20 protein-coding genes and 1 tRNA gene are annotated in these 20580 nt (G+C 36.6%); 12 read left to right on the forward strand and 9 right to left on the reverse strand.

The genetic code is table 11. From position 1 onward, the window contains the following. Positions 1-75: 75 nt before the first annotated feature. The 3 genes from BFL47_RS14200 to BFL47_RS14210 are packed head-to-tail and all read right to left on the reverse strand — an operon-like array spanning position 76 to position 3306. The gene (locus BFL47_RS14200) at positions 76-1749 is read right to left on the reverse strand and encodes an LA_2272 family surface repeat-containing protein (protein ID WP_069660461.1); all 1674 of its coding nucleotides are present in this window, start codon (positions 1747-1749) and stop codon (positions 76-78) included. 2 nt (positions 1750-1751) lie between these two features. Further along, complete coding sequence (locus BFL47_RS14205; protein ID WP_069660462.1) at positions 1752-2705, reverse strand: FecR family protein; 954 nt, start codon at positions 2703-2705, stop codon at positions 1752-1754. Next, entirely contained in the window at positions 2695-3306 is a 612-nt protein-coding gene (locus BFL47_RS14210; protein ID WP_069660463.1) for an RNA polymerase sigma-70 factor, read from the reverse strand. Before BFL47_RS14210 ends, BFL47_RS14205 begins: the two co-directional genes overlap by 11 nt. Before the next feature lie 176 nt (positions 3307-3482). On the opposite strand from BFL47_RS14210, the gene BFL47_RS14215 reads away from it, so the two are divergent. From BFL47_RS14215 to msrA, 6 genes are all read left to right on the forward strand, one after another. Continuing rightward, a complete protein-coding gene (locus BFL47_RS14215) occupies positions 3483-3935 on the forward strand; it encodes a hypothetical protein (protein WP_069660464.1) in 453 nt (150 codons plus the stop codon). Beyond that, the gene (locus tag BFL47_RS14220; RefSeq protein WP_069660465.1) at positions 3916-4773 is read left to right on the forward strand and encodes a chromate resistance protein ChrB domain-containing protein; all 858 of its coding nucleotides are present in this window, start codon (positions 3916-3918) and stop codon (positions 4771-4773) included. The genes BFL47_RS14215 and BFL47_RS14220 overlap by 20 nt, the downstream gene beginning before the upstream one ends. A gap of 43 nt (positions 4774-4816) precedes the next feature. Next, entirely contained in the window at positions 4817-5344 is a 528-nt protein-coding gene (locus tag BFL47_RS14225) for a hypothetical protein (RefSeq protein ID WP_069660466.1), read from the forward strand. An 8-nt stretch (positions 5345-5352) separates the two neighbouring features. Further along, positions 5353-6525 carry a chromate transporter gene (locus BFL47_RS14230; protein ID WP_069660467.1) on the forward strand — a complete coding sequence of 391 codons (1173 nt, stop codon included), beginning with the start codon at positions 5353-5355 and terminating at the stop codon, positions 6523-6525. A gap of 141 nt (positions 6526-6666) precedes the next feature. Beyond that, positions 6667-7458: a CHAD domain-containing protein gene (locus tag BFL47_RS14235; RefSeq protein WP_069660468.1), complete on the forward strand. Its 792-nt coding sequence runs from the start codon at positions 6667-6669 to the stop codon at positions 7456-7458. 66 nt (positions 7459-7524) lie between these two features. After that, positions 7525-8016, forward strand: a complete 492-nt coding sequence (gene msrA / locus BFL47_RS14240) for a peptide-methionine (S)-S-oxide reductase MsrA (protein ID WP_069660469.1) — start codon at positions 7525-7527, stop codon at positions 8014-8016. A gap of 652 nt (positions 8017-8668) precedes the next feature. Here the strand turns inward: msrA and BFL47_RS14245 are convergent. Next, a complete protein-coding gene (locus BFL47_RS14245) occupies positions 8669-9322 on the reverse strand; it encodes a TetR/AcrR family transcriptional regulator (RefSeq protein WP_069660470.1) in 654 nt (217 codons plus the stop codon). Between the two features lie 172 nt (positions 9323-9494). Here BFL47_RS14245 and BFL47_RS14250 point away from each other — a divergent pair, with 172 nt between their 5' ends. Both BFL47_RS14250 and BFL47_RS14255 read left to right on the forward strand, forming a co-directional pair. Beyond that, the gene (locus BFL47_RS14250; RefSeq protein WP_069660471.1) at positions 9495-9992 is read left to right on the forward strand and encodes a hypothetical protein; all 498 of its coding nucleotides are present in this window, start codon (positions 9495-9497) and stop codon (positions 9990-9992) included. A gap of 78 nt (positions 9993-10070) precedes the next feature. Then, positions 10071-10832: a hypothetical protein gene (locus BFL47_RS14255; protein WP_069660472.1), complete on the forward strand. Its 762-nt coding sequence runs from the start codon at positions 10071-10073 to the stop codon at positions 10830-10832. A 53-nt stretch (positions 10833-10885) separates the two neighbouring features. On the opposite strand, the gene BFL47_RS14260 is transcribed toward BFL47_RS14255, so the two are convergent. After that, positions 10886-10960: transfer RNA gene (locus BFL47_RS14260), tRNA-Val, on the reverse strand. A 129-nt stretch (positions 10961-11089) separates the two neighbouring features. Beyond that, positions 11090-12055: a hypothetical protein gene (locus BFL47_RS14265; protein ID WP_069660473.1), complete on the reverse strand. Its 966-nt coding sequence runs from the start codon at positions 12053-12055 to the stop codon at positions 11090-11092. Between the two features lie 961 nt (positions 12056-13016). Here BFL47_RS14265 and BFL47_RS14270 point away from each other — a divergent pair. After that, positions 13017-13775, forward strand: coding sequence for a hypothetical protein (locus BFL47_RS14270; RefSeq protein WP_211480973.1), 759 nt, complete (start codon positions 13017-13019; stop codon positions 13773-13775). A gap of 89 nt (positions 13776-13864) precedes the next feature. Here BFL47_RS14270 and BFL47_RS14275 read toward each other — a convergent pair whose 3' ends face one another. Next, the gene (locus tag BFL47_RS14275) at positions 13865-14101 is read right to left on the reverse strand and encodes a hypothetical protein (protein WP_069660475.1); all 237 of its coding nucleotides are present in this window, start codon (positions 14099-14101) and stop codon (positions 13865-13867) included. A gap of 483 nt (positions 14102-14584) precedes the next feature. Between BFL47_RS14275 and BFL47_RS14280 the strand changes: the two genes are divergently transcribed. Together BFL47_RS14280 and BFL47_RS14285 are read left to right on the forward strand one after the other, a co-directional pair. Next, on the forward strand, positions 14585-14839 hold the full coding sequence (locus tag BFL47_RS14280; protein WP_069660476.1) for a putative signal transducing protein: 255 nt from the start codon (positions 14585-14587) through the stop codon (positions 14837-14839). A 104-nt stretch (positions 14840-14943) separates the two neighbouring features. Beyond that, positions 14944-18321 (forward strand): DEAD/DEAH box helicase, encoded by a 3378-nt coding sequence (locus BFL47_RS14285; RefSeq protein ID WP_069660477.1) that lies wholly within the window; start codon positions 14944-14946, stop codon positions 18319-18321. Positions 18322-18349: 28 nt separating this feature from the next. Here the strand turns inward: BFL47_RS14285 and BFL47_RS14290 are convergent, their stop codons facing one another. Together BFL47_RS14290 and BFL47_RS14295 are read right to left on the reverse strand one after the other, a co-directional pair. Further along, positions 18350-19177, reverse strand: a complete 828-nt coding sequence (locus tag BFL47_RS14290) for an anti-sigma factor (protein WP_069660478.1) — start codon at positions 19175-19177, stop codon at positions 18350-18352. A gap of 3 nt (positions 19178-19180) precedes the next feature. Then, complete coding sequence (locus BFL47_RS14295; RefSeq protein WP_069660479.1) at positions 19181-19729, reverse strand: RNA polymerase sigma factor; 549 nt, start codon at positions 19727-19729, stop codon at positions 19181-19183. A gap of 138 nt (positions 19730-19867) precedes the next feature. On the opposite strand from BFL47_RS14295, the gene BFL47_RS14300 reads away from it, so the two are divergent. After that, entirely contained in the window at positions 19868-20575 is a 708-nt protein-coding gene (locus tag BFL47_RS14300; RefSeq protein ID WP_069660480.1) for a ferritin-like domain-containing protein, read from the forward strand. Positions 20576-20580 lie beyond the last annotated feature (5 nt).

The following is a 20580-nucleotide window of genomic DNA, read 5'->3' on the forward strand; positions in this document are numbered from 1 at the left end:
TAAGTAATTGTTTTCATATAGTACAACGTCTTCAGGCTTTACCCCTACGCACTTTGTAAATATTTAGCAGATTAATTAAAAAATTGATATTCCAGCACTCCAGCCTACCCAACCCCGAACGCGGTCATTGGAAGAGATCTTAAAAGTTTTTATTTTATGGGGAATCAACTTATATCCATCGAATTCTTTATCCTGATCAGAATAAAACAGGTTGAAAGATGGACCTGCAAAAGCAGAGATGTATTTGTTTAATTTAAAAGACAAATTCAGATTAAATCTATTGAGCGAATTGGTATAGTCTGTACTACCCTGATAAACGTAAAGGTTAAGAATCTCCGGATTTATAGATAGATGATTGGTAACCTGATAGGCTTTCCCAAGCCCTAATCCATTAAGATTTTTCCCGAACTGAATAATCGTATACAGTTGATTTGTGCCTGTTCTTACAACTAGATTTTTGCTGTTTATTTCATTTGATGACCCAGACAGCGAATGGATACCATTCTTACGAATAATATTAATTAAACCAAGACTAATCCCCGATGCTGTATCTGCTATATTGACCAAACCAAACTGTAAACCCTTTTGTTTTCTTGCTATATTGAGCAAGCTCACTTGCGCCCCTTTCATCTCCTTACCCGCGATGTTAACAATTCCAGCAATCTGCAGTCCCCCAACATTCTTACTCGAAAAATTAGCAATTCCTCCCACCTGAACGCCCATTACCGATCCTAAAGCTATATTAAGAACCCCTCCTACCTCGATTCCTCTAACAGCACCAAGTACTCCATTGCCCAAGCCTGCAACCTGAACTCCAGCTACAGACTCCCCTACAATATTAAAAAGCCCTGCTACTTGCACACCCTTAACATATCTCTTATTTATGTTAAATAATCCACCAGTTTCAACGCCTTCCACTCCTGCAGTATATCCTCCCAATAAATTATAGGAAAAATTATTGATAACTTGCCCGCTTAACATGCCATGAGAACTGAGGCCTGGAACTATAGAAGCCTGTACCGGACTTTGCGTTATAAATCCAGGTACATTCAAGTCTTGGATTTTTTGTTTAGAACTGACCAATAACCTACCTAAGAATGTTTTATCCGAAACAGATCCACTCTCAGACCAATATTCATCATTTTCATGAATAGAGCCATCTGAATTTACATTTACAGAAGAGAGAATAAGGACAGTTGTATCACGATAATTCTCTTTACTTACGGTGAGTGCTATTGTGTTATTCTGTGTATTGATTTTAATGTCAAAAGTTCCATCATTATCTGTTAAAGCAGAGCGAAGCAGTTTTTTTTCATATACACTTGCCTTAGAAATCTTCTTTCCAGTACGGTCGTCTATCACTACTCCGCTGATAAAATATAATCCATTTATATTTTGAACTTTATCGGCAATTAATGACAATCTAAGTGGTGCGTAACGAAGAATTACATATCCCGCAGTTTCTTTATATTCGAATTGATCACCAAACAGATGGTCAAGAACATCCCTAACCGTTTCATCGGTAACAGAAAGACTTACTATGCTGTCAAGGGGTACAATAGCACTATTATAAGAAAATCTAAACCCACACTTTTGGCCAATTTTAGCCAATACGTCCTCCAGATGTAAGTGCTGCGCCTGAACTGAAATTCGCTTAGACAATAAACCCTGAGCGCTTAGTTCTTTAGGCGGGAAACAAAATACAAATAGGATGATAGTCAAAAGAAATCTCCAATTTCTGTTTAACATCCTTATTTAAGAATAATAGTGTTACCTCTATGCTCAACCTGAATATTGAATGTTTCACTAACCACATGCAAGATATCATCAAGAGAGGCGTTCGAGAAGGTGGTATTGATCTTTAACATTTCAAGGTCTTTCGTTTCAATTACAATATGTACGTCATAGGTATCATTAATTGCCCCAACCAGTTCATAAAGAGGCGTGTTGCGGCAAACAAACCTCCTATTTTTATACGACTTATAAAAAGTACTGCTATTCATTCCTTTTATAAAACTATCCTCCTGACTCGCAATCACTTTTTCACCAGCCACTAGCTGCACATAATCATTATTTTTATGTACATCCACAATTCCTGATTCAACGATAACTTCCGTTTTTCCCTTTCTGCTTTTTATATTAAAAGACGTTCCAACTACGGTAACAGTAACCTTATTTATGCGGACAATAAACGGATGACCCTTGTCAGCTGAAACATTAAAAAATGCCTCGCCTTGCATAGATATGTTTCTTTGAGCCCCCTTGAAACGTGATGGATAGCTGAGCGTGCTATTTCTATTTAAGGTAACTATAGAACCGTCAGGTAATGTTTTTGAAAGAATTTGTTGACGACTATTTAAATGAACAAATTGAACAGTTTTTGAGCTGAAATATTTAGATACCCCAATGGCGCCTGCAGTGCAGATAAGTAAAAAGAGAGCTGCGATTCTGATCCATGATGGCAAAGTAGAAACCCTATTACCACTTTTTTGCCTTAAGATAATTCTCTTTTTGAATCTATCCCATGCAACATTCACATCTACATTACTTTTGTAAGCTACCTCATCACTCTTCTCCCAGATCAGTTTTAAATGCCTAAAGTAGCGTTCATTCTCAGCATTCGTTTCCATCCATTGAATAACTGTTGCTTTTTCATCTTCATCAGTTTCTCCAGCAAGATATTTTACCAGTAAATCATCTTTCATACCAACTCCTTTCACATGCTAAAACACCAAAATATTTAACCATAAAAAGTAGTAGAGCTGGGAGAAACTCTACCAGTTTCGTTTTTAAAATTTTCAAAGCTTTACCCATTTGGTTCTCTACCGTTTTTATCGAGATATTCAGATGGGTAGCGATCTCCCGATACTTATACTGATCATTCCTGCTCAGCTGAAATATGGTACGACATTGTTGTGGTAATGTCAAAAGTGCTAACGAAATATGCTTTTCCAATTCTGAAACCATTACCTTTTCTTCAGTATGATGATACCCTTCTTCTACATGATTAATGTAATACAACTCGTATGCCGCTTTAACTTTATGATGTTTGATGTAATTTAAACTTTCATTATGTATGGAACGATAGAGATAAGATTTAAGTGAACTGTTTAACTTCAACTGATCCCTATTTTCCCAAATTTTACAAAACACATTCTGAACTATTTCTTCAGCCATTATTTCATCCCTTAAAAACGAAAAAGCATAGGAATGGAGCTGTTTAAAATGTTCTTTGAACACCTGCTCAAAGGCAATCTCGTTGCCTTCTTTAATTAACTCTATGTTTGTTTTAGGGGTAATCTCCAAAATATGGATTAAATTTCGCTGTAAATGTAAGATTTAGCTATGTATTATGGGTCATGTTATCTGTACTTTATGACCTTAAAAAGCTTGCCAGATCTATTTAGATAGTTTTATTTATCGACCTTTGGCATCTTATGAATATTTAAAATATTCAACAAAAGAATAGTTAAGCGATAAAAATGAAAATCATATCCCGTTGTTTACTATTATTGCCATTCGTGACGTTTTTTGCAAGCACGTCGGCGCAAAACTCACCTTCTCCAATCAAACTAATTGAGTTTGTACTCACACCTGATGCAAAGGACTGGAACTACACGATAAATGAAAATGCCTCAGTAACAATCAGTGTCTTAAAGTTTGGTGTCCCAATGAACAATGTTTCCATCAGCTATGAAACAGGGCCTGAAATGCTACCAGCTGATAAAAAAAATAGCATAACCTTGAAAAAAGGCCAAGGAAAACTAGAAGTTGGCACCAGCAAACAACCAGGCTTCCGTGAATTATTGGTAAGCACAGAATATAAAGGCAAAACGTACACCCCTATTTCCGGACACTGGCGCTTTGAAGAGACTAACCAGGAATCACTTGACTGGATAAAAAACAACTATCGAAATGAACTGGATCACACGTGAAAGACCCAAAATAGACCGTATTGCCTGTCCCTGGCTAATCAGGAAATTCATCGATAAGGATGCATGTTTTTTTTACGTGCCCTTCGATCAGGTTATTGAAAAATCTAAATTACTGAAAGCGATCCCTTTTGACGTACCCGGTGTGGAGCTTACACATCAAAACAATCTGTGTACTTTCGATGCCTTAATAAAAAAATATAAGCTGACTGATCCTGCACTGCATGTTATGGCACCAATAGTCAGAGGTGCAGATACGGATCAACACAATCTTGCAAGTCAATGCGCTGGTTTATGGGCCATAGCGGCTGGAATGGCGCATAATATTAAAGATGATTTAGAGTTGGTGCAAGCAGGATCCGTTATCTATGATGCCTTATACACTTGGGCAAAACACCTCCAAAATATAAAACATACTGAAAGTCCTGTAGAACAATTATTAGTTGATGTTTACAAAAAGTTTCTGAAGAAAGGAAGTAATGATAAAATACCTGTCTGGGCAACGGAATTAAAAACTATTATTCAGGATCAAATTGACACGAATATTACCCTGAGCCTCACAGATATTTCAATTGAGCTCAACGTAAACCCAACTTATGTATCCAGAGAATTTTCCAAATATTTTAACAATCTTTCATTTGGTGAATATATCAGGAAACTTAGGATCGATAAAGCCATTGTATTTATTGAAACCAGTGCCTATTCTTTATCCGAAATTGCCTATCTGACCGGTTTTTCTGATCAAAGTCATTTCACCCGCATTTTTAAACAGGCAAAAGGGATTACCCCATCGGAGTACAAAAAGAATACGTTAAAAAGTAAAATACGTTCTAAGAGTTAAATCCATTCTATTTTTAATTTGAGGTCTTGCGTACAATTGTACTATGCAAACTCCAATTTATAAACCCCTATTCTTTGTACTCTTTTTAAGTGTTTTCTTTACTTCCATCACAGTATATTCACAACAAACAGTTAAGCAAACCTGTCCCAAAATCACGGGCTATGTTGCGATTATTCACCCCATCGTTACCTTCAATTCAGAAGGCACACATACCAATTTCAATGACAGCTACATAGTAGGATTACCAACGGGGATAAACATCTGGAAAAGTCCCAAAATAGGCTTTTCATTTGAGATGGTTCCTTTTATCAAAGCCACTCCTTCCGGAAGTAAGACTAACAACTTGTTGTTTCATCCCGGTGTTTTAGTGGCATTAGGAAATGGCTTTACCTTTATGGGGCGTTTGGCATTTGAAACTTCCGGCAGATATGGTATTACCCCTGCCATTAATAAAGTTGTAAAGAAAAACAAGGGTAGCAGTTTTTTTATAGCTCTACCCATGCCAGTCCGTTTTGGGAATAATATAGCCGCTACTTATGGCTTAGGCCTTCAATTTGGGTTAGCCTTTTAAAAACTACTATGAAAGAGAAACCTAACTATACGCTAAGTGAAATGACGCTGTATTTTTTAAAGCTGGGCACATGGGGATTCGGCGGCCCAGTTGCTTTGGTAGGATATATGCATCGTGACCTTGTTGAAAACAAAAAATGGGTTACAGAGGATGAATACAAGGAAGGACTTGCACTTTCTCAGCTTGCACCAGGTCCAATGGCCGCTCAACTCGGCATTTATATGGGTTTTATACATTATAGCTTTTTAGGTGCTACACTTGCCGGACTTGCTTTTATATTACCATCCTTTATCATGGTGGTCCTGCTTGGAATGGCGTATAAAATTTATAGCGGATTGCCGGGTATGCAAGCCGTTTTTTATGGTGTAAGCGCCTCAGTGATTGGGATTATCGCGATAAGTGCCTATAAATTAACTATCAAATCCGTCAGCAGCTTAAATTTAGAAGCGATAAAATCTAAATGGTTATTGTGGATATTTTATATTGCAGGGATTGTAGTAACAGTAGTCACCCAGCAGGAGAGCATCTTATTATTCCTTGCGTGCGGACTAGTGTATATGCTCGTAAAAGCACCACCCCCATGGATAAAAAAACCGTCTGTAATTCCTTCAATCCTATTAATGGGAATAGGATTCTGGCAATATAAAGGAGAGACTTTAGAAGAAATTGGCTGGTTCTTCCTTAAAGCAGGTACTTTTGTATTTGGTAGCGGACTTGCAATTGTTCCTTTCCTGCATGGTGGCGTAGTCAATGAATTTGGTTGGCTCAATGAAAAACAATTCGTGGATTCAGTTGCCGTAGCAATGATTTCTCCTGGCCCTGTAGTGATTACTGTTGCCTTTATTGGATATTTAGTTGCTGGATTTCCTGGTGCTTGTGTCGCAGCGCTTGCAACCTTCTTACCTTGTTATGTATTTACTGTGGCATTCGCTCCATCATTTAAAAAAATTGCGAAAAACAATAGTATCAGGGCCTTTGTGGATGGCATTACTTCTGTTGTAATCGGTGCACTAGTTGGTGCGGTGATTATTATTGGAATGCGTTCTGTTATTGATATTCCAACAGCATTGATTGCTGTTCTTTCCATGCTGGCACTTATCTATATCAAAAAGATAAAAGAACCCTATTTAATTCTCCTATCAGCAGTTTGTGGTTTATTGCTAAAGTCATTCTTTCAATAAAAATTCTTTCATAGCAAAGACAAAATAAACTCAGTAAAATTTAAATTAAAGGCGTAACTGAAGCAAAAGCCAGGTATATGGTCAAATGACAGTAATTCGTTCAACAAACTAAAAGGTAGATAGCTTGTTATATAGCAAGAGATGAAGAAAAAGGTCGAATGGCATTATTTAAAACATGAATGGACGAAACTCAAAGCCCATTTGAAATCTTTTGATCATGAAGGCAAACAAGATTCGCTGCACCAATTCCGAATTCAGGTAAAGAAAGTCCGCGCTTTCCTTATAATGGTAGATCGCGAAAAAAAAACAGCGAAACTGGAAAAACAACTAAAGCCTGTACGCCAAATCTTTAAGGCAGCGGGCGAGATCAGAAACGCCTATATAAATCTGGAAATGATTAAGGACCATCAATTAGGATCCTCGCCTTTTGTGCGCATTCAACGGCACTTAATGAAGACATCAGCGGCTAAACTTAGGTCGGCCACGAATAAACATATACACGACTTGCGCAAAACGCGGAGGAGTCTTAAAAAGAAACTTCCTCATCTGAGCAACCAACACGTGACAATGTATTACCAGCAGCAATTGGAGCAAATCGCTCTTAACCTGAAACCTCCTCATTCTGACGAAACACTACATGCCTGCCGAAAGCAATTGAAAATACTGATTTATAATTATGCACTGGTGAAACCGGTGCTAAACTTAGACCTCAATGAGGATTACCTGGAACAAGTGCAAATCACTATCGGAGACTGGCATGATAAACAGATTGCTATTGATCTCTTTTGTGGCGAAGAAGTCGGCGATGCAGATATTGCGGTACTGCTGAAAAAGGAACGGATTAAACTGAAAAGGAAAATCACTTTATTGGTTAAGAATTTTTATATGCGTGCAACCACTGTAGAAGAACTATCACTGGAAAAAACGATATGAAAACCATTCAATCAATAATAAAGTTATATTGGTAACGTATTAAGTCTTGTTTAAATAATATATTATATGAATACTGAAAAAGCCATATTGGCTGGTGGTTGCTTTTGGGGTGTGGAAGAACTGATCAGGAATTATCCTGGGGTTATTTCAACAGTAGTGGGCTATACGGGCGGCAGTGTGCCGAATGCCACTTACCGGAACCACGGAACACATGCTGAAGCTATAGAAATTTTATTTGATCCAGCACAATTATCCTATCGCAAACTCCTGGAATATTTCTTCCAGATCCATGACCCCAGCACCCGAAACAGGCAGGGAAACGACATAGGTGCCTCTTATCGTTCTGCAATTTTTTATTTAGATGAAAGTCAGCGCGAGACTGCGAACGCACTAATCTCTGAAATGGATATATCTGGCAAGTGGCCTGGTAAGATTGTTACAGAGGTAGTTCCAGAAACAGATTTTTGGAATGCAGAAGTCGAACATCAGGATTATTTACAAAAGAACCCGTACGGATACACTTGTCATTTTGAAAGACCTGATTGGAAACTGGGGTAATTTAAAAGATGATCTACTATTTTTATATTACATTAATCTCGCTCTTTTTTGATCGTTTCATTGGCATCACGTGAAGCGGCCAATCAATAATCATTGCCTCGTACGTATATCTATCACTCATAAGGGTAAAATAACAGCTATTAAAACGAACGAAATTGTTGTTATAGTAACGGAATGAAAATTGACGATTATTTGCCAATTGTTGATGAAGCAATAGTATTCAACAACTCAAATAGAAAACACGAGCTATTGGCCTAAAAAATGGATAAAGGACAACTAAACTTCATTGACAAAACAACGTTCAACAAACTTAAACGATATTATGACCACAGATGAAAAACGAATCGAACTTAGAAACAAAATTATGCTAGGTCTTGAAAGGCCTATGAAAAGCTAATTGAGTTTAAGAAGTGTAAAAAAATGAGCTTGTTGTAATGAGAGACAACAAAATAGTAAAAATAAAACCAGAGTAGTAGTTAATCAGCTCAGCTATAACACAATTGCTGTATATTTTTATTAATCATTCACTCAGGCCTGATAATAATTAACCTATCAGGTTCAATGTAGTATTTCCCAAAGGTATTGCCCTTCATGAATCAGTCGTAACTGAAGCAAACAAAATCTCCTTGATCAGCTAAAAGGTAAGGGGAAACTAAGATGCATTGACATTAACATGACTATTGTAGGTGTTTTTTAATATCAAGCGAATAGCCTCTTTTATTCTATTCATTCCTTCAGGTTTATTTATGTCAATTTCACAAAAAAGGGAGTCAGTGGATTTCGCATGAAGTACCAGATAATATATACCTGCTACCAGTATAGCGCTCACAGCTCGTATGTCAATATTTTTTCCTTCAAGTTCTTTATCAGAAAGTGCAAAAAAATCTAAGCTAAGCAGCTCTCTTTCATCGCAGACCTCTTTCATGATCTGGGTGGTCTGACTGATTTGCCACAATACAATTTTTTGCATTTCTTCATTGTTAAAAAAGTAACTCAATTGGTTTTGTAGGAGGAATTCCAATATTTGCTGCGTATTTTCACCTTTGTTCTCTTTGATCATTTCAACGGCATCTCCTGAAGCGGCTATCCAATAGTCCTTACCTCGTACATATATCTCTATCAGATTATCAATCGTACCAAAATAAAGAGAAATTAGTTTGCGGTCTAATCCGGCCTCCTTTGAAATATTAGTAGCGTTTAATCCTGTATATCCTTTTGATTTTATGACTTCCCCCACCGCTTCAACAAGTCTTTGCTTAGACTTTTCTTTATCATTAAATTGACCCTGGTATGGTTTCTTTGTCATGCGTAACTTACTAATTTAACGAATGTACGTAATAACCCAATATTTCCTTTTTTAAGATACCCTGTATTACAATAAATTTAGCTTTTAAAATTTTCTCATCAAAGAGAATTTTGTATATATTTGTTGTTAATCAGATAATTATACATGTTGTAATTTCAATAATTTCATTCCTATGAAATATATTTTTTGTTTATTGATTTTAGCAACCTTGTCAGGTTGTTTCAGAGATGAAGAAGAAAGTCCTTGTCCGAACTATGTGAATGACGTAATGGATTATTCACCTTTGGTGTTCTCATTTATTGATGCAGACAGCACCAACCTACTGGAGAATAAGACTATTGATTCCACGGATATTTCCATTAAAGACGATAAGGGAAGCATTCAAAAGTTTAGCGTGTTTCTGGACTCTACGGGTACGAAAGCTAGGTTCATCTCAATCCCCATCATTGATAAGCTAGGCACCAATGAACTAAAAATTAGTGTAAAGAACAAGGAAAATTCTTTAAAGTATGACTTTACTGTTGTTAACAGTGCATGTGGATCATATTATCTTTATGATAACTATTTATTGAATAACAGTCCATATAAAATACGACCCAAGTTAAGCTATTATATGGTCGGCAAGCAGAAAATTCAAACCGTTTTTAGGGTTATATATATTAAGGAATGATAGGTTTATCCTTACCAGTATCACAATGCATCTTATCCAATTATTATAATTAACAAACATAGCTTCTATGTTAATCTAATGAAAATATTTCATTTTTCTATCATCGTTTTAAGTTTTTGTTTGATCTTACAGTCCTGTTTAAAAGATGACCAGGGACCTGAAACTACTGGACCAGATCCTCTTTGGGCAGAGTTAATCTTTTTATGGCCTGGACAAGACTCCATAATCACTATAAATGATTTCTCCAAAGTTATAGAAGTTAGCTCATCAGATGATAAGATTGTAAAAGCAATAATTCAAGGCAATAACATAAAGCTAACAGCTGGTGCTTTAGGATCAACCAATGTCTTGATTACAGACGTGTCCAACCGTATAGCAAAACGTGATATTAATGTAAAGCAACTAAGATATATTTGGAAAAACGTGGTTAGCAACGAAACCTATAAAACTAACGTGGTGGTAGAGGCAAATGATCAAACCTTTGCTCAGAATTTAAAAGAGCAACTTCTGCTGGAAGCAAACGCACCGTATGCGATTGAATTTGGCAAAGTATCAACTGGAAATAAACTTGGTTCTTTCAAGCATTTAATGCTTAGCAATCCTTCGGTAATCATCGCTGGAACTTTTAGTTTACATGACCTTACTCTAGAGTTAAATTTCCCTGCTACTCAAAAAATATATAAAATAATACCAGTTAAAAACGAAGATGTATTGGGACTAAAACAGGATTTAACGGCTTATTACAAAACTTTGTATCCAGAGAATAAAGGGATCCAAAAAGTCATCATCACACAATATATTAAATGGTATCTTCCAGAGTTAGTTAATTTATTTCCTTGACTAACAAAAAGTTAAGGAGGAAATTGATAATAATTTTCAATTCCTCCTTATAGTGGGAATTACTGGGCTCGAACCAGCGACCCCTACCTTGTCGAGGTAGTGCTCTAAACCAGCTGAGCTAAATTCCCATAGGATCGTCTAAATATAATATTTTTTCTTAGATAATGTTACATTCCCTAATGCTGCGCTAACAAAAAAAATCAGCATAGTTTCAATAAATGGATGTATCCAGATAGTGATTCAAATAAATTTAAGCGTTATAACTTTTTGAAAGAAACCCTGCCTTTCTGTAAAAGGTTAGGAATTACCTCCTTTACTTCCTGCTTTTTGTTAGTTGAAATAGCCTTTTTGCTGATTTTATTAACTAATCCAACCATAAGTGAATTGCCTTTATAAAACATCTCTGTGATCTTTTCTTCTCTGCCAGGATAATTGAATGGCTGATAGTTAACCTCTATTGAAGGGTAATCGCAGGGGTTTGCGGATTGAAATGTTCCAATTATAGCGCAGGGACTGAACTCTCTACTATTCAATAGGATACTTTCATTAGTCTGGGCAACAGTGGAGTACAACATTAAAGACATACTTACTAGTGCCAGACAGTTCTCAGGAACTGTTTCTGTAAAGGTGACCACTTGACTTTCGATAGTTTGATAACCTTCCAAATCTAGATCCTGAACCCCCAGGTTTTCAAAATACTCTTCCCTGAAGTTAAAAGCAACCAGCATCAACCGGATTCGATGTTTCATATAGGCTCCGCTGGCATTTTTAGGCCTTTTAATGTCTGTTTTGGTGTTTAAAGAACCTAAATTAACACTTACTAAACCTTCCACACTTATACTTACAGAATGGCTTATCTGCAGCATTTCATGCAGTTTACTGTTGGTATTAAAGTCTAATTCTTCGAGCATAGAAAGATTCCCGTCATGTAGATCCCTTTTTCCCTTCTCGCCGCTCACATTATTCAGTATCGACCGATACACCATTTGAGTGCTCCTGTAAGCTGCCGTTCCATCCTTGAAAAAATAAGCCGGTTCAAATGCAGTCCGGATTATTGCTGCAGCAGAACTTGAAAGCCCAAATTCGGTAGCGCTCCTGATCGTTTTTTCGGTTTGTTTAAATGCTTTTGCTTTGCCCTGGATAATGTTCTTTCCCCGATACTCTCGATAAATCACTGAACCTGCGGTTCCGTGTACCATTCCTTTATTGTCTATAGTTGCCATACTTTCATATTATTTGCATAAAGTAATCACTAAAGATTCTTAAGAGAGAAATAAACGCTAATTCTTCTCAAATCTTCCATGATACGACATAAATTTCCTTTACATAGCATCATGACCCAAACCAAGGCTATAGAGAATAAGGAGGATCTATAATTTTAATATTTTGTTAATCCAATATTCCAAGGAAATGCATCAGGAAAGGAAGTAACTATCTAATGAACATCTGGTAAACAGATTATTATTGTAAGCATAAACAAAGCAATAATTATCTGGGTTGAGTCCAACTTAAAGTAGCTATCATTGGACTTATACCGGAATCTTATCCCAATCATATTAGAAGGAATTATAATGAAGTTACTGAGCTATACAAATGGAGATCAGCTTAAGGCTATGGCATTAAAAACCTTCATTGAACAAGTAAACATTTGCACCGTTCCTTCAATCAATTAAATGGAGCATTATTTCCGCTTCTGTGCGTTTTATAAGGTAACTCAGGATGTTGCTTTCCCCGCTCTAAAATCGTTTAGTATAGCTCTCCACCCTGACTTACAAAGGATTTTATGACCCGGTTAAAGGCTACATGATCTTTACTTTTTAAATAGCCAAAAGCTCCAGATACCTATTTCTATAGCTAATCTTTAGTTCCAAGTATACTAAATTGAAACATTATAAACAGTATATGAGTCTTTAGTATTAAAAATAAGTATCAACAATGTTACGAAGCGTTTTCCCGTTGGTTAGAAATTTATCTAGTTTCGTCAAATGAAATCTTGACATTTCAGATTATAAAAAAAATCTCTCCTTTAAATGTTTGCAGAACAACATCGTCCTTTGAAAAGCAAGTACTAATTCTACATTCTAATTATTTAAAAGGCCTGGAATTATTTTAACTCCTAAAATCATACCCATTAAAGATTATAAATCGATGCTCAAATTAAAACAAATCTTTCTAATTGCGCTAATGTGCCTATCACTGACAAGCTGTGAATTTATTAGTAACACCTTCAAGTATAAAGATACAACCAAACTTTTCATTGATAATTTATTAAAAAGAGATTATAACAAATGCATCATAGGAATGGCAATGAAACATGATATGGCCACAAAGACTGAAATTAATACGCTAAGAAATGGCTTAAAGAATTTTAGAGGATTACTTGTTCGTAATTCAGGTATGCAGCTAGAATATTCATTTATGAAGGCTGAAAAGACATTTTCATCTGGTAGAGAAGATAACACTCCTCCTAATACCACATTAGTTTTTATCCAGTTTTCTGATAAAGACAAATTTGGGGTATTCAGGGTACTGTTTGATGATAAGTCAAAAAAAATATTAAATATCAACATTGTTGAAATGGGAATACCTATCCCATCTATGGTCAAATTTTGGTTATTTGGATTGCTAGCTTTATGTATACCTATCTTTAACATTTTTGTAATCAGGCAAATCAAACAAAGTGAGTTAAAGAAGAAATGGGTCAAATATATAGCAGTAATTGTTTTAAATTGTCCAACAATAGCATACAAAGCAGTCGGTGGACTTTCAATCACCTATTTTAATTTTCAGCTTCTCTTTGGATTTAGTTTTGGCTTAATGGGTTATTTGAGTTCATTTTGGGCGTTTGGGATACCATTGGGAGGAATTTATTGGTTATGGAGACTCAAGCGTATAAATAAACCCACAGATGAAATTTTACCTGAAACGCTAATAATAGTATAGGATAGTTAGATTAAAAAACTGCCATTTGTTTTTAAGTTTTCAAATTAGTTATAGGAATGTGATTGAATTATTGTTACCTCGATTTTCCATTAAAGTGCAGAACTTTCCTTCCTGAGCAACTCAATGTCATATTGCGGGCTATTTTGGTTATATATTGCATATTGGCTCATGTCATGGACCTGCTTCTGATAATTCGTTAGATTTGATTTAGGTTTAAAGACAGCAAGGTTATTAAACTGATTGTATAAAAGACCGTAAATACCTGTAATTAATATACCCACTGTTGTATAAGCGATCTGATCGCCCACAGATGGCGCTGAATCCAAATACTCTTTGCTTAAAAGGCCTTCTGATGTATAGTCTGAAGGCTTGGGTTCTAAAACCGGGATTTTAATTGTGCGTCGCTTGCTGGGGTATTCCTTTATTTTGATGCTTTTTATTTCGGAGGCATTAACAGCAGTATAAACATCATTCTTCTCTAAAACAAAAACTTTCGTTGGCGTGCATCGCTCAAGATCACCGCGAACGGATCTTCATTTTGTCTTGATTATTACATGATATATTCGGATTTCCATCTTATTTTCCTGTGCAATGGAGGTAAAGCAATAAAAAAACAAGACAAAAATTACCAAAACCTTGTAGCCTGGTACCATGCTAAAGCTTTTTATAGCGTTCTTATTCATCATAATAGATTTAAGTAGGTAGATTTAGACAAATGAAGCTGTAGGAGAACAAAGAAAGGCAAGTAAGTGAAAAAAACTGAATCATGCTGTTTTTTTTATTTAATATTGGAACAAGATAATATTAAAATGGAACAAGATAAAACCAAGTTAGTTGAAGTTTTTGAAGGCGAATTATGGAAAGCGACTATGATACAGCATGTTTTAGAGGACAACCAAATTCAGTCCTATATCAAAAACGGACTAATGGGCACTATTGAGCCTTGGGTAGTTTCGGCTGGTGGTGTAAATCCTTTTAAACTGATTGTGTCAGATGTGGACTATAAGCGGGCAATACACCTTATTGACGAATTTAACAATACTGCACCAAGCGAAGAAGTTTAGCAATATAAATTTGCAGATTCATTTCCTTTGAGGTTTCTTTGAATGCATCTTTGTAGCGGAACCTATTACGGATCCACATAAAGGAATATATTTAAAGGTATAAATTGGGAATAGCAACAACAGATCAGGACGACGAATACCTATTTAGTGGTCTTACTTTACCGACATTGTCGGAAGAGCTAATTACTCAGCATAGTGTAAATGCGGATTTCCTACTTCAATCCATCAATCTGGTTATTCCCCAGTATCTTGTTGTAGATGAAGGTTCTTTTATGCTTCAATATAGTGCAGATGCTTTTCCTGTAATCAAATTAAAGCAGGGCTTAAATCAACTGAGCATCTCCTGCACTTGTGCAGATAAAAAAACTAATTTGTGCGAGCATCAATCGCTGGTGTTAGCTAGTGTATTACAGCGCAATGAATTGCGGGTATTTTTTGACCGTTCATTACGTCATGAAAAATTAAGAAAATTTGCTTTGGATTATGGTTTGGAGCATGATCCTGATCTGGATCGTTATTTCCTGATCGAATATATAGATAAAAAATTGGCCATCCGACCGATTTTAAATACCCTTCTGCCGGTAACCAAAGAGAGTTTGACTCTTTTAAAGGATCAATTAACGTCCACACAGGAGCCTGTTATGCCGAAGGATTATTTGGCTGAAGGTAGTTTAAGAATGGTTGTCCTCAAGCAGCATAAATATTATAAACATCTGTTTATTGAACTCTATGAGGCGCAGCAAACTAAAGATGGTAAGATTAAAAATCCACTAAAACCAGTAAATCCGCTTGATTTAATATGGGAAACGGACGAAGCGGATGCAATTAAGTTCTTCACTGCGCTTTCCAGGTTTCAGAATAATGTCGATTCAAAGGTTACTCAACCTGCCATCAACAGCTTAAAGGCTATTGTAAAAAATCCGCTCAACTTCCTTTTTTATATTCATAACAGTGATATTGCGGAGAGCATAAATGCCTTATCTGTGCAATCAGTACGGGTGAGTACAACCACGGTAAGTGAAATCAAATTAATGGTCAGCAAGAAAGGCCAGTTTTATGAAGTGACTGGAAGCCTGGAGATTGGGGCCCGTACATATGATATTGAAGACCTGGTTATTAAACATACTTATTTTATACTAGTTGAAAATACGCTCTACCTGATTGATTTTCTGAATACATTAGACATCATCAATTTCCTTAAAAGAAAGGCGAATCATCCGCTAATTCATCAGTCTAAGTATAAAGATTTCAAAAACACCATTTTAAGTAAACTGGAAGAACGGGTAAGTATCAATTATACAGATATCGAGGTGGCTTCTCCGGAACAGATTATGGAACAGGGTTTTAATGCGGACATTGAACGGATTATATTTTTGTCTGACTTTGGCCAGCATGTGATGCTTATCCCGGTAATTCGTTATGGGGAAGTTGAGATTCCTATCCGTAGCAGGAAGCAGATCTTTGGGGAAGATTCGAAAGGTCGTCCTTTTTTGGTGCAGCGTGATGAAGAAGCGGAACTTCAGTTTACTTCCCTCCTGTTAAAGCAGCATGCGCATTTTGAGGAACAATTGGATAATGGCCTGCAATATTACTTTTTGCACAAACGGTATTTTCTGGATGAGGAATGGTTCCTGACGGTTTTCGAAGACTGGAAAGAGAGGCATATCACTATTTTAGGGTTTAATGAAATTGAGGGTAATAAACTGAATGCCAATAAGGTGAAGATCTCGATACAGGTTTTAAGTGGGATCAACTGGTTCAATAGTAAGATTAACGTGAGCTATGGCAAAAGAAAGGCTTCTTTGAAACAAGTGCATAAAGCGATCCGGAATAAAAGTAAATATGTACAACTGGATGATGGTACTATGGGCATTTTACCTTCGGAATGGATAGCAAAATTTACAAATTACTTTCATGCCGGCGAAGTAATCGACGATGAGACCATTCGTACGCCTAAAATTAACTTTTCTGCGCTTGCCGAACTGTATGATGATGATGCTTTTACAGCTGAGGCCAGGAATGAGCTACTCTTATTTCAGCAGAAGCTACCTGATTTTGAAGGAATTGCTCCTGTAGAAATACCAGCGGGTTTATTGGCTACGCTTCGCCCCTATCAGTTGCAAGGCTTAAACTGGTTGAACTTTTTGGATGACTTTAGTTTTGGCGGTTGTCTGGCTGATGATATGGGTCTAGGTAAAACGCTTCAAATTATTGCTTTTATTCTTACACAAAGAAAGAAGGTGAAGCAAAACACTAATCTACTGGTGGTGCCTACCTCCCTAATCTTTAACTGGCAGGCAGAGATAGAAAAGTTTGCTCCTTCTATAAAATTGTTGACGCTTTATGGGGGCAACAGGTTGAAAAACAGTCATGGGTTTGATGAGTATGAGGTGATATTAACTTCGTATGGCTCGTTACTATCGGATATCAACTTTGTTAAAGACTATTCTTTTAACTACATTTTTCTGGATGAATCGCAGAATATTAAGAATCCGGAATCGCAACGGTACAAGTCTGTTCGTCTACTAACCTCCCGGAATAAGATTGCAATAACTGGTACGCCAATTGAGAATAACACCTTCGATTTGTATGGTCAACTTTCATTTGCCTGTCCGGGTTTATTAGGCAGCAAGCAGTATTTCAAGGATATCTACTCCTCACCGATTGATAAATTTAAGGTGAGTAAACGGGCCGCCGAACTGCAGAAGAAAGTAAAGCCTTTTATATTGAGGCGCACTAAACAAGAGGTTGCTAATGAATTGCCGGATAAAACGGAAATGATCCTCTACTGTGAGATGCAAGCTGAACAGCGTAAGGTGTATGATGATTATGAGCGGGAATTCAGGGAGTTTATTTCGGCTACTGACCATTCGGAGCTTCCAAGGAAATCCATGCATGTGCTGAAAGGGTTGACTAAGTTGAGGCAGATTTGTGATTCGCCTCTGCTGCTGAAAGGTGAAAAAGTGAAAGGGGACGCTTCCTGCAAGATTGATACGCTGATTGAACAGATTGAAACGAAGTCAAGCAGACACAAGATTTTGATTTTTTCGCAGTTTGTAACGATGCTTGACTTGATTAGAAAAGAACTTGATGAAAGAAAAATTGGCTTAACTTATCTGACAGGAGCCTCACGAAACAGAGAAGTGCTGATTCAGGAATTTCAGAATAATCCGGAGGTGCGGGTATTCCTGATCAGCTTAAAGGCTGGCGGAACAGGTTTGAACTTAACAGCTGCTGATTATGTGTATATCGTAGATCCATGGTGGAATCCTGCAGTGGAAAATCAGGCTATAGACCGATGTTACCGCATTGGGCAGAAAAAGAATGTGGTAGCTGTGAGGTTAATCTGTAAGGATACTATAGAAGAAAAAATAATGGAGATGCAGGAATCGAAAAAGGGATTGATGAATGAACTAATCCGTACAGATAATGGAGTTAAGATATTGAATAAACAGGATTTGCTAGCGTTATTACGTGCTTAACAGACCTTGATGAGGTGTTTAAGTAAACTTAAACACCTCCCATAACGACCATCTCAGTTAAGGTTGGCGTCTTACTTCCTCCCTTTTTCTCTAAAGTTACCGCAAAGGCTTGAGCTTTGCCGATAGACTTCATTTGAGTTAAACCTGGTTGTCCGCTTGTATAATCGAATACCCCAAGATCTATCGGTTTGCCATCAACAAGGGCCCATAACTGGTACTGGTGATTAGCATCAGTAGCCGGTAAATTCAAGGATGAAACATCAATCAGCACTTCTTGTTTGCCATTGTTAAAGGCAACCTTCATACTTGCTTCAGGAGCTTTCGGCGTTCCCTTTAAAGTAACCAGCTTATATTCTTCCGGATTTTGATATACCTGCAGGAACTTTTTGTTATCCTGTAATTCCTTACCGATGTAATTAACCTGAGAAGCGTATTTTTGATTTGAACTCTGAAGTGCTATAATTTCATTTTTAGACTCTTTTAGCTCTTTATTTAAATTGACTATAGTAAAGAGTGAGATTAATAATAAGGTGACAGAGGCAGCGAAGGCAAATTTATAAAACCTAATACTTTTATCTCTGGAGGGCAATTTAACAATTGCAGTTTCCTGTGGCGGTTCTGCTTGCACTTCAAAATTCATTGAAGACAGAAATTCATCGCGCGAAGCTATCGGAGGTTCAACCGAATAGACGTTTGAGTATTGTAATAAACAGTTTTCGATTTGACTTAATTCCGTATTTAACTCTGGAAATTTAAGGCACATATCTTCTACCTCACGTCTTTCGGCATCAGTCAGGTTTCTCAGAACATAAAGCTCTAAGACCCCGCTTTCGATATATGCTTTAATATCTTCCACTCTTTAATTAAAAAAACTTTTTAATGTATTTATTGCACACCGTAATCTCGTTTTCACTGTTCCCAAGGGTAAATGTAACTCATCTGAAACTTCTACGTGCGTATAACCTTTAAAATAAATCAAATCTAATATTATTTTATCTTGAGGTTTTAATTTTTCTACCAGTTCTCTTACGCCCATACTATCCGAATTTATCTCTACGAACTGCTGTTCGTCAATAGCATATACGTTATTTTCTATCTTATCGATGTTACTATGGTTACGATAATCTTTTGAACGAAGTTTATCGATTGAACTATTACGTGCAATATTGCTGATCCAGGTGAACAATTTACCTTTAGATTCATCATAAGAAGTAAATGAATTCCAGGCTTTAACGAATGTATCCTGTAGTAAGTCTTCTGCTAATTCCTGATTTTGAACCACACGGATAATCACCCCAAAGATTGCAGCAGAATACATATCGTACAAAGCTTCTGCAGCCATTCTGTCCTTTCGGCGAATACCTTCAATAAGCTCATGCTCCGCTATTTTAATATTATCTTTTCTCAAAATGGAATGACTTCATCCACAATAACTAAATATTTAATTATTAGTTTTTAAGCTTTCATATTTTTTTTTAAAATAAATATTTTTTAAAACCGAACATAGTTAATTTCTCGTAGATGTAATAAACTAAAACATCAAATTATGAAAAACCTAAAGAATGAAGAAGATCAACTACTTTCAGAAAAAGTGGATGGATTCTTAACAGCGAATGTTCAACGGCGTTCGTTTTTAAAATATGCAGGTGCCGGTGCCGCAAGTATTGCTTTACTGGCTGCAGGTTGTAAAAAAGACATGAACAGTGATGATATGGGTGTATCTTTTGGTACAGGAGATACAGCTGTTTTAAACTATGCTTACGCCTTAGAGCAACTGGAAGCTGCTTTTTATATTCAGGTTCTCAATTTTCCGTATGAGTCAATGAATGCTAACGAAAAATCACTTTTAACAGATATTCGTGATCACGAAATTGCTCATCGTGAATTCTTTAAATCTGCTATCGGTGCAAATGCTATTCCTGAGCTGAAGGTAAATTTTAGTACAATTAATTTCAATAGCCGGGACAGCGTTCTGGGAACAGCAAAAGCTTTTGAAGATTTAGGGGTATCTGCCTATAATGGTGCCGGACAATATATTGCTCTGGGTGATTATCTGGTACTTGCAGGCAAAATAGTATCGGTTGAAGGCAGGCATGCAGCCTTAATTCGTGATTTGATTAGTAATGGCACATTTGCTGATAATACAGTAATTGATGCTATGGGCTTGGATAAATCGCGTACTCCCCAAGAAGTGTTTGCTATTGCAGGCGCTTATGTTGTTACTAAACTAAATTTAAATACACTTCCAGGATAAAACTA

Source organism: Arcticibacter eurypsychrophilus (genome assembly GCF_001730525.1).
GTDB lineage: Bacteria > Bacteroidota > Bacteroidia > Sphingobacteriales > Sphingobacteriaceae > Arcticibacter > Arcticibacter eurypsychrophilus.

Excerpts from the sequence above, each read along its gene's own strand:
- BFL47_RS14200 (WP_069660461.1), bottom strand. The coding sequence starts at position 1,749 with ATGTTAAACAGAAATTGGAGATTTCTTTTGACTATCATCCTATTTGTA.
- BFL47_RS14205 (WP_069660462.1), bottom strand. The coding sequence starts at position 2,705 with ATGAAAGATGATTTACTGGTAAAATATCTTGCTGGAGAAACTGATGAA.
- BFL47_RS14215 (WP_069660464.1), top strand. The coding sequence starts at position 3,483 with ATGAAAATCATATCCCGTTGTTTACTATTATTGCCATTCGTGACGTTT.
- BFL47_RS14220 (WP_069660465.1), top strand. The coding sequence starts at position 3,916 with ATGAACTGGATCACACGTGAAAGACCCAAAATAGACCGTATTGCCTGT.
- BFL47_RS14225 (WP_069660466.1), top strand. The coding sequence starts at position 4,817 with ATGCAAACTCCAATTTATAAACCCCTATTCTTTGTACTCTTTTTAAGT.
- BFL47_RS14230 (WP_069660467.1), top strand. The coding sequence starts at position 5,353 with ATGAAAGAGAAACCTAACTATACGCTAAGTGAAATGACGCTGTATTTT.
- BFL47_RS14235 (WP_069660468.1), top strand. The coding sequence starts at position 6,667 with ATGAAGAAAAAGGTCGAATGGCATTATTTAAAACATGAATGGACGAAA.
- msrA (WP_069660469.1), top strand. The coding sequence starts at position 7,525 with ATGAATACTGAAAAAGCCATATTGGCTGGTGGTTGCTTTTGGGGTGTG.
- BFL47_RS14245 (WP_069660470.1), bottom strand. The coding sequence starts at position 9,322 with ATGACAAAGAAACCATACCAGGGTCAATTTAATGATAAAGAAAAGTCT.
- BFL47_RS14250 (WP_069660471.1), top strand. The coding sequence starts at position 9,495 with ATGAAATATATTTTTTGTTTATTGATTTTAGCAACCTTGTCAGGTTGT.
- BFL47_RS14255 (WP_069660472.1), top strand. The coding sequence starts at position 10,071 with ATGAAAATATTTCATTTTTCTATCATCGTTTTAAGTTTTTGTTTGATC.
- BFL47_RS14265 (WP_069660473.1), bottom strand. The coding sequence starts at position 12,055 with ATGGCAACTATAGACAATAAAGGAATGGTACACGGAACCGCAGGTTCA.
- BFL47_RS14270 (WP_211480973.1), top strand. The coding sequence starts at position 13,017 with ATGTGCCTATCACTGACAAGCTGTGAATTTATTAGTAACACCTTCAAG.
- BFL47_RS14280 (WP_069660476.1), top strand. The coding sequence starts at position 14,585 with ATGGAACAAGATAAAACCAAGTTAGTTGAAGTTTTTGAAGGCGAATTA.
- BFL47_RS14300 (WP_069660480.1), top strand. The coding sequence starts at position 19,868 with ATGAAAAACCTAAAGAATGAAGAAGATCAACTACTTTCAGAAAAAGTG.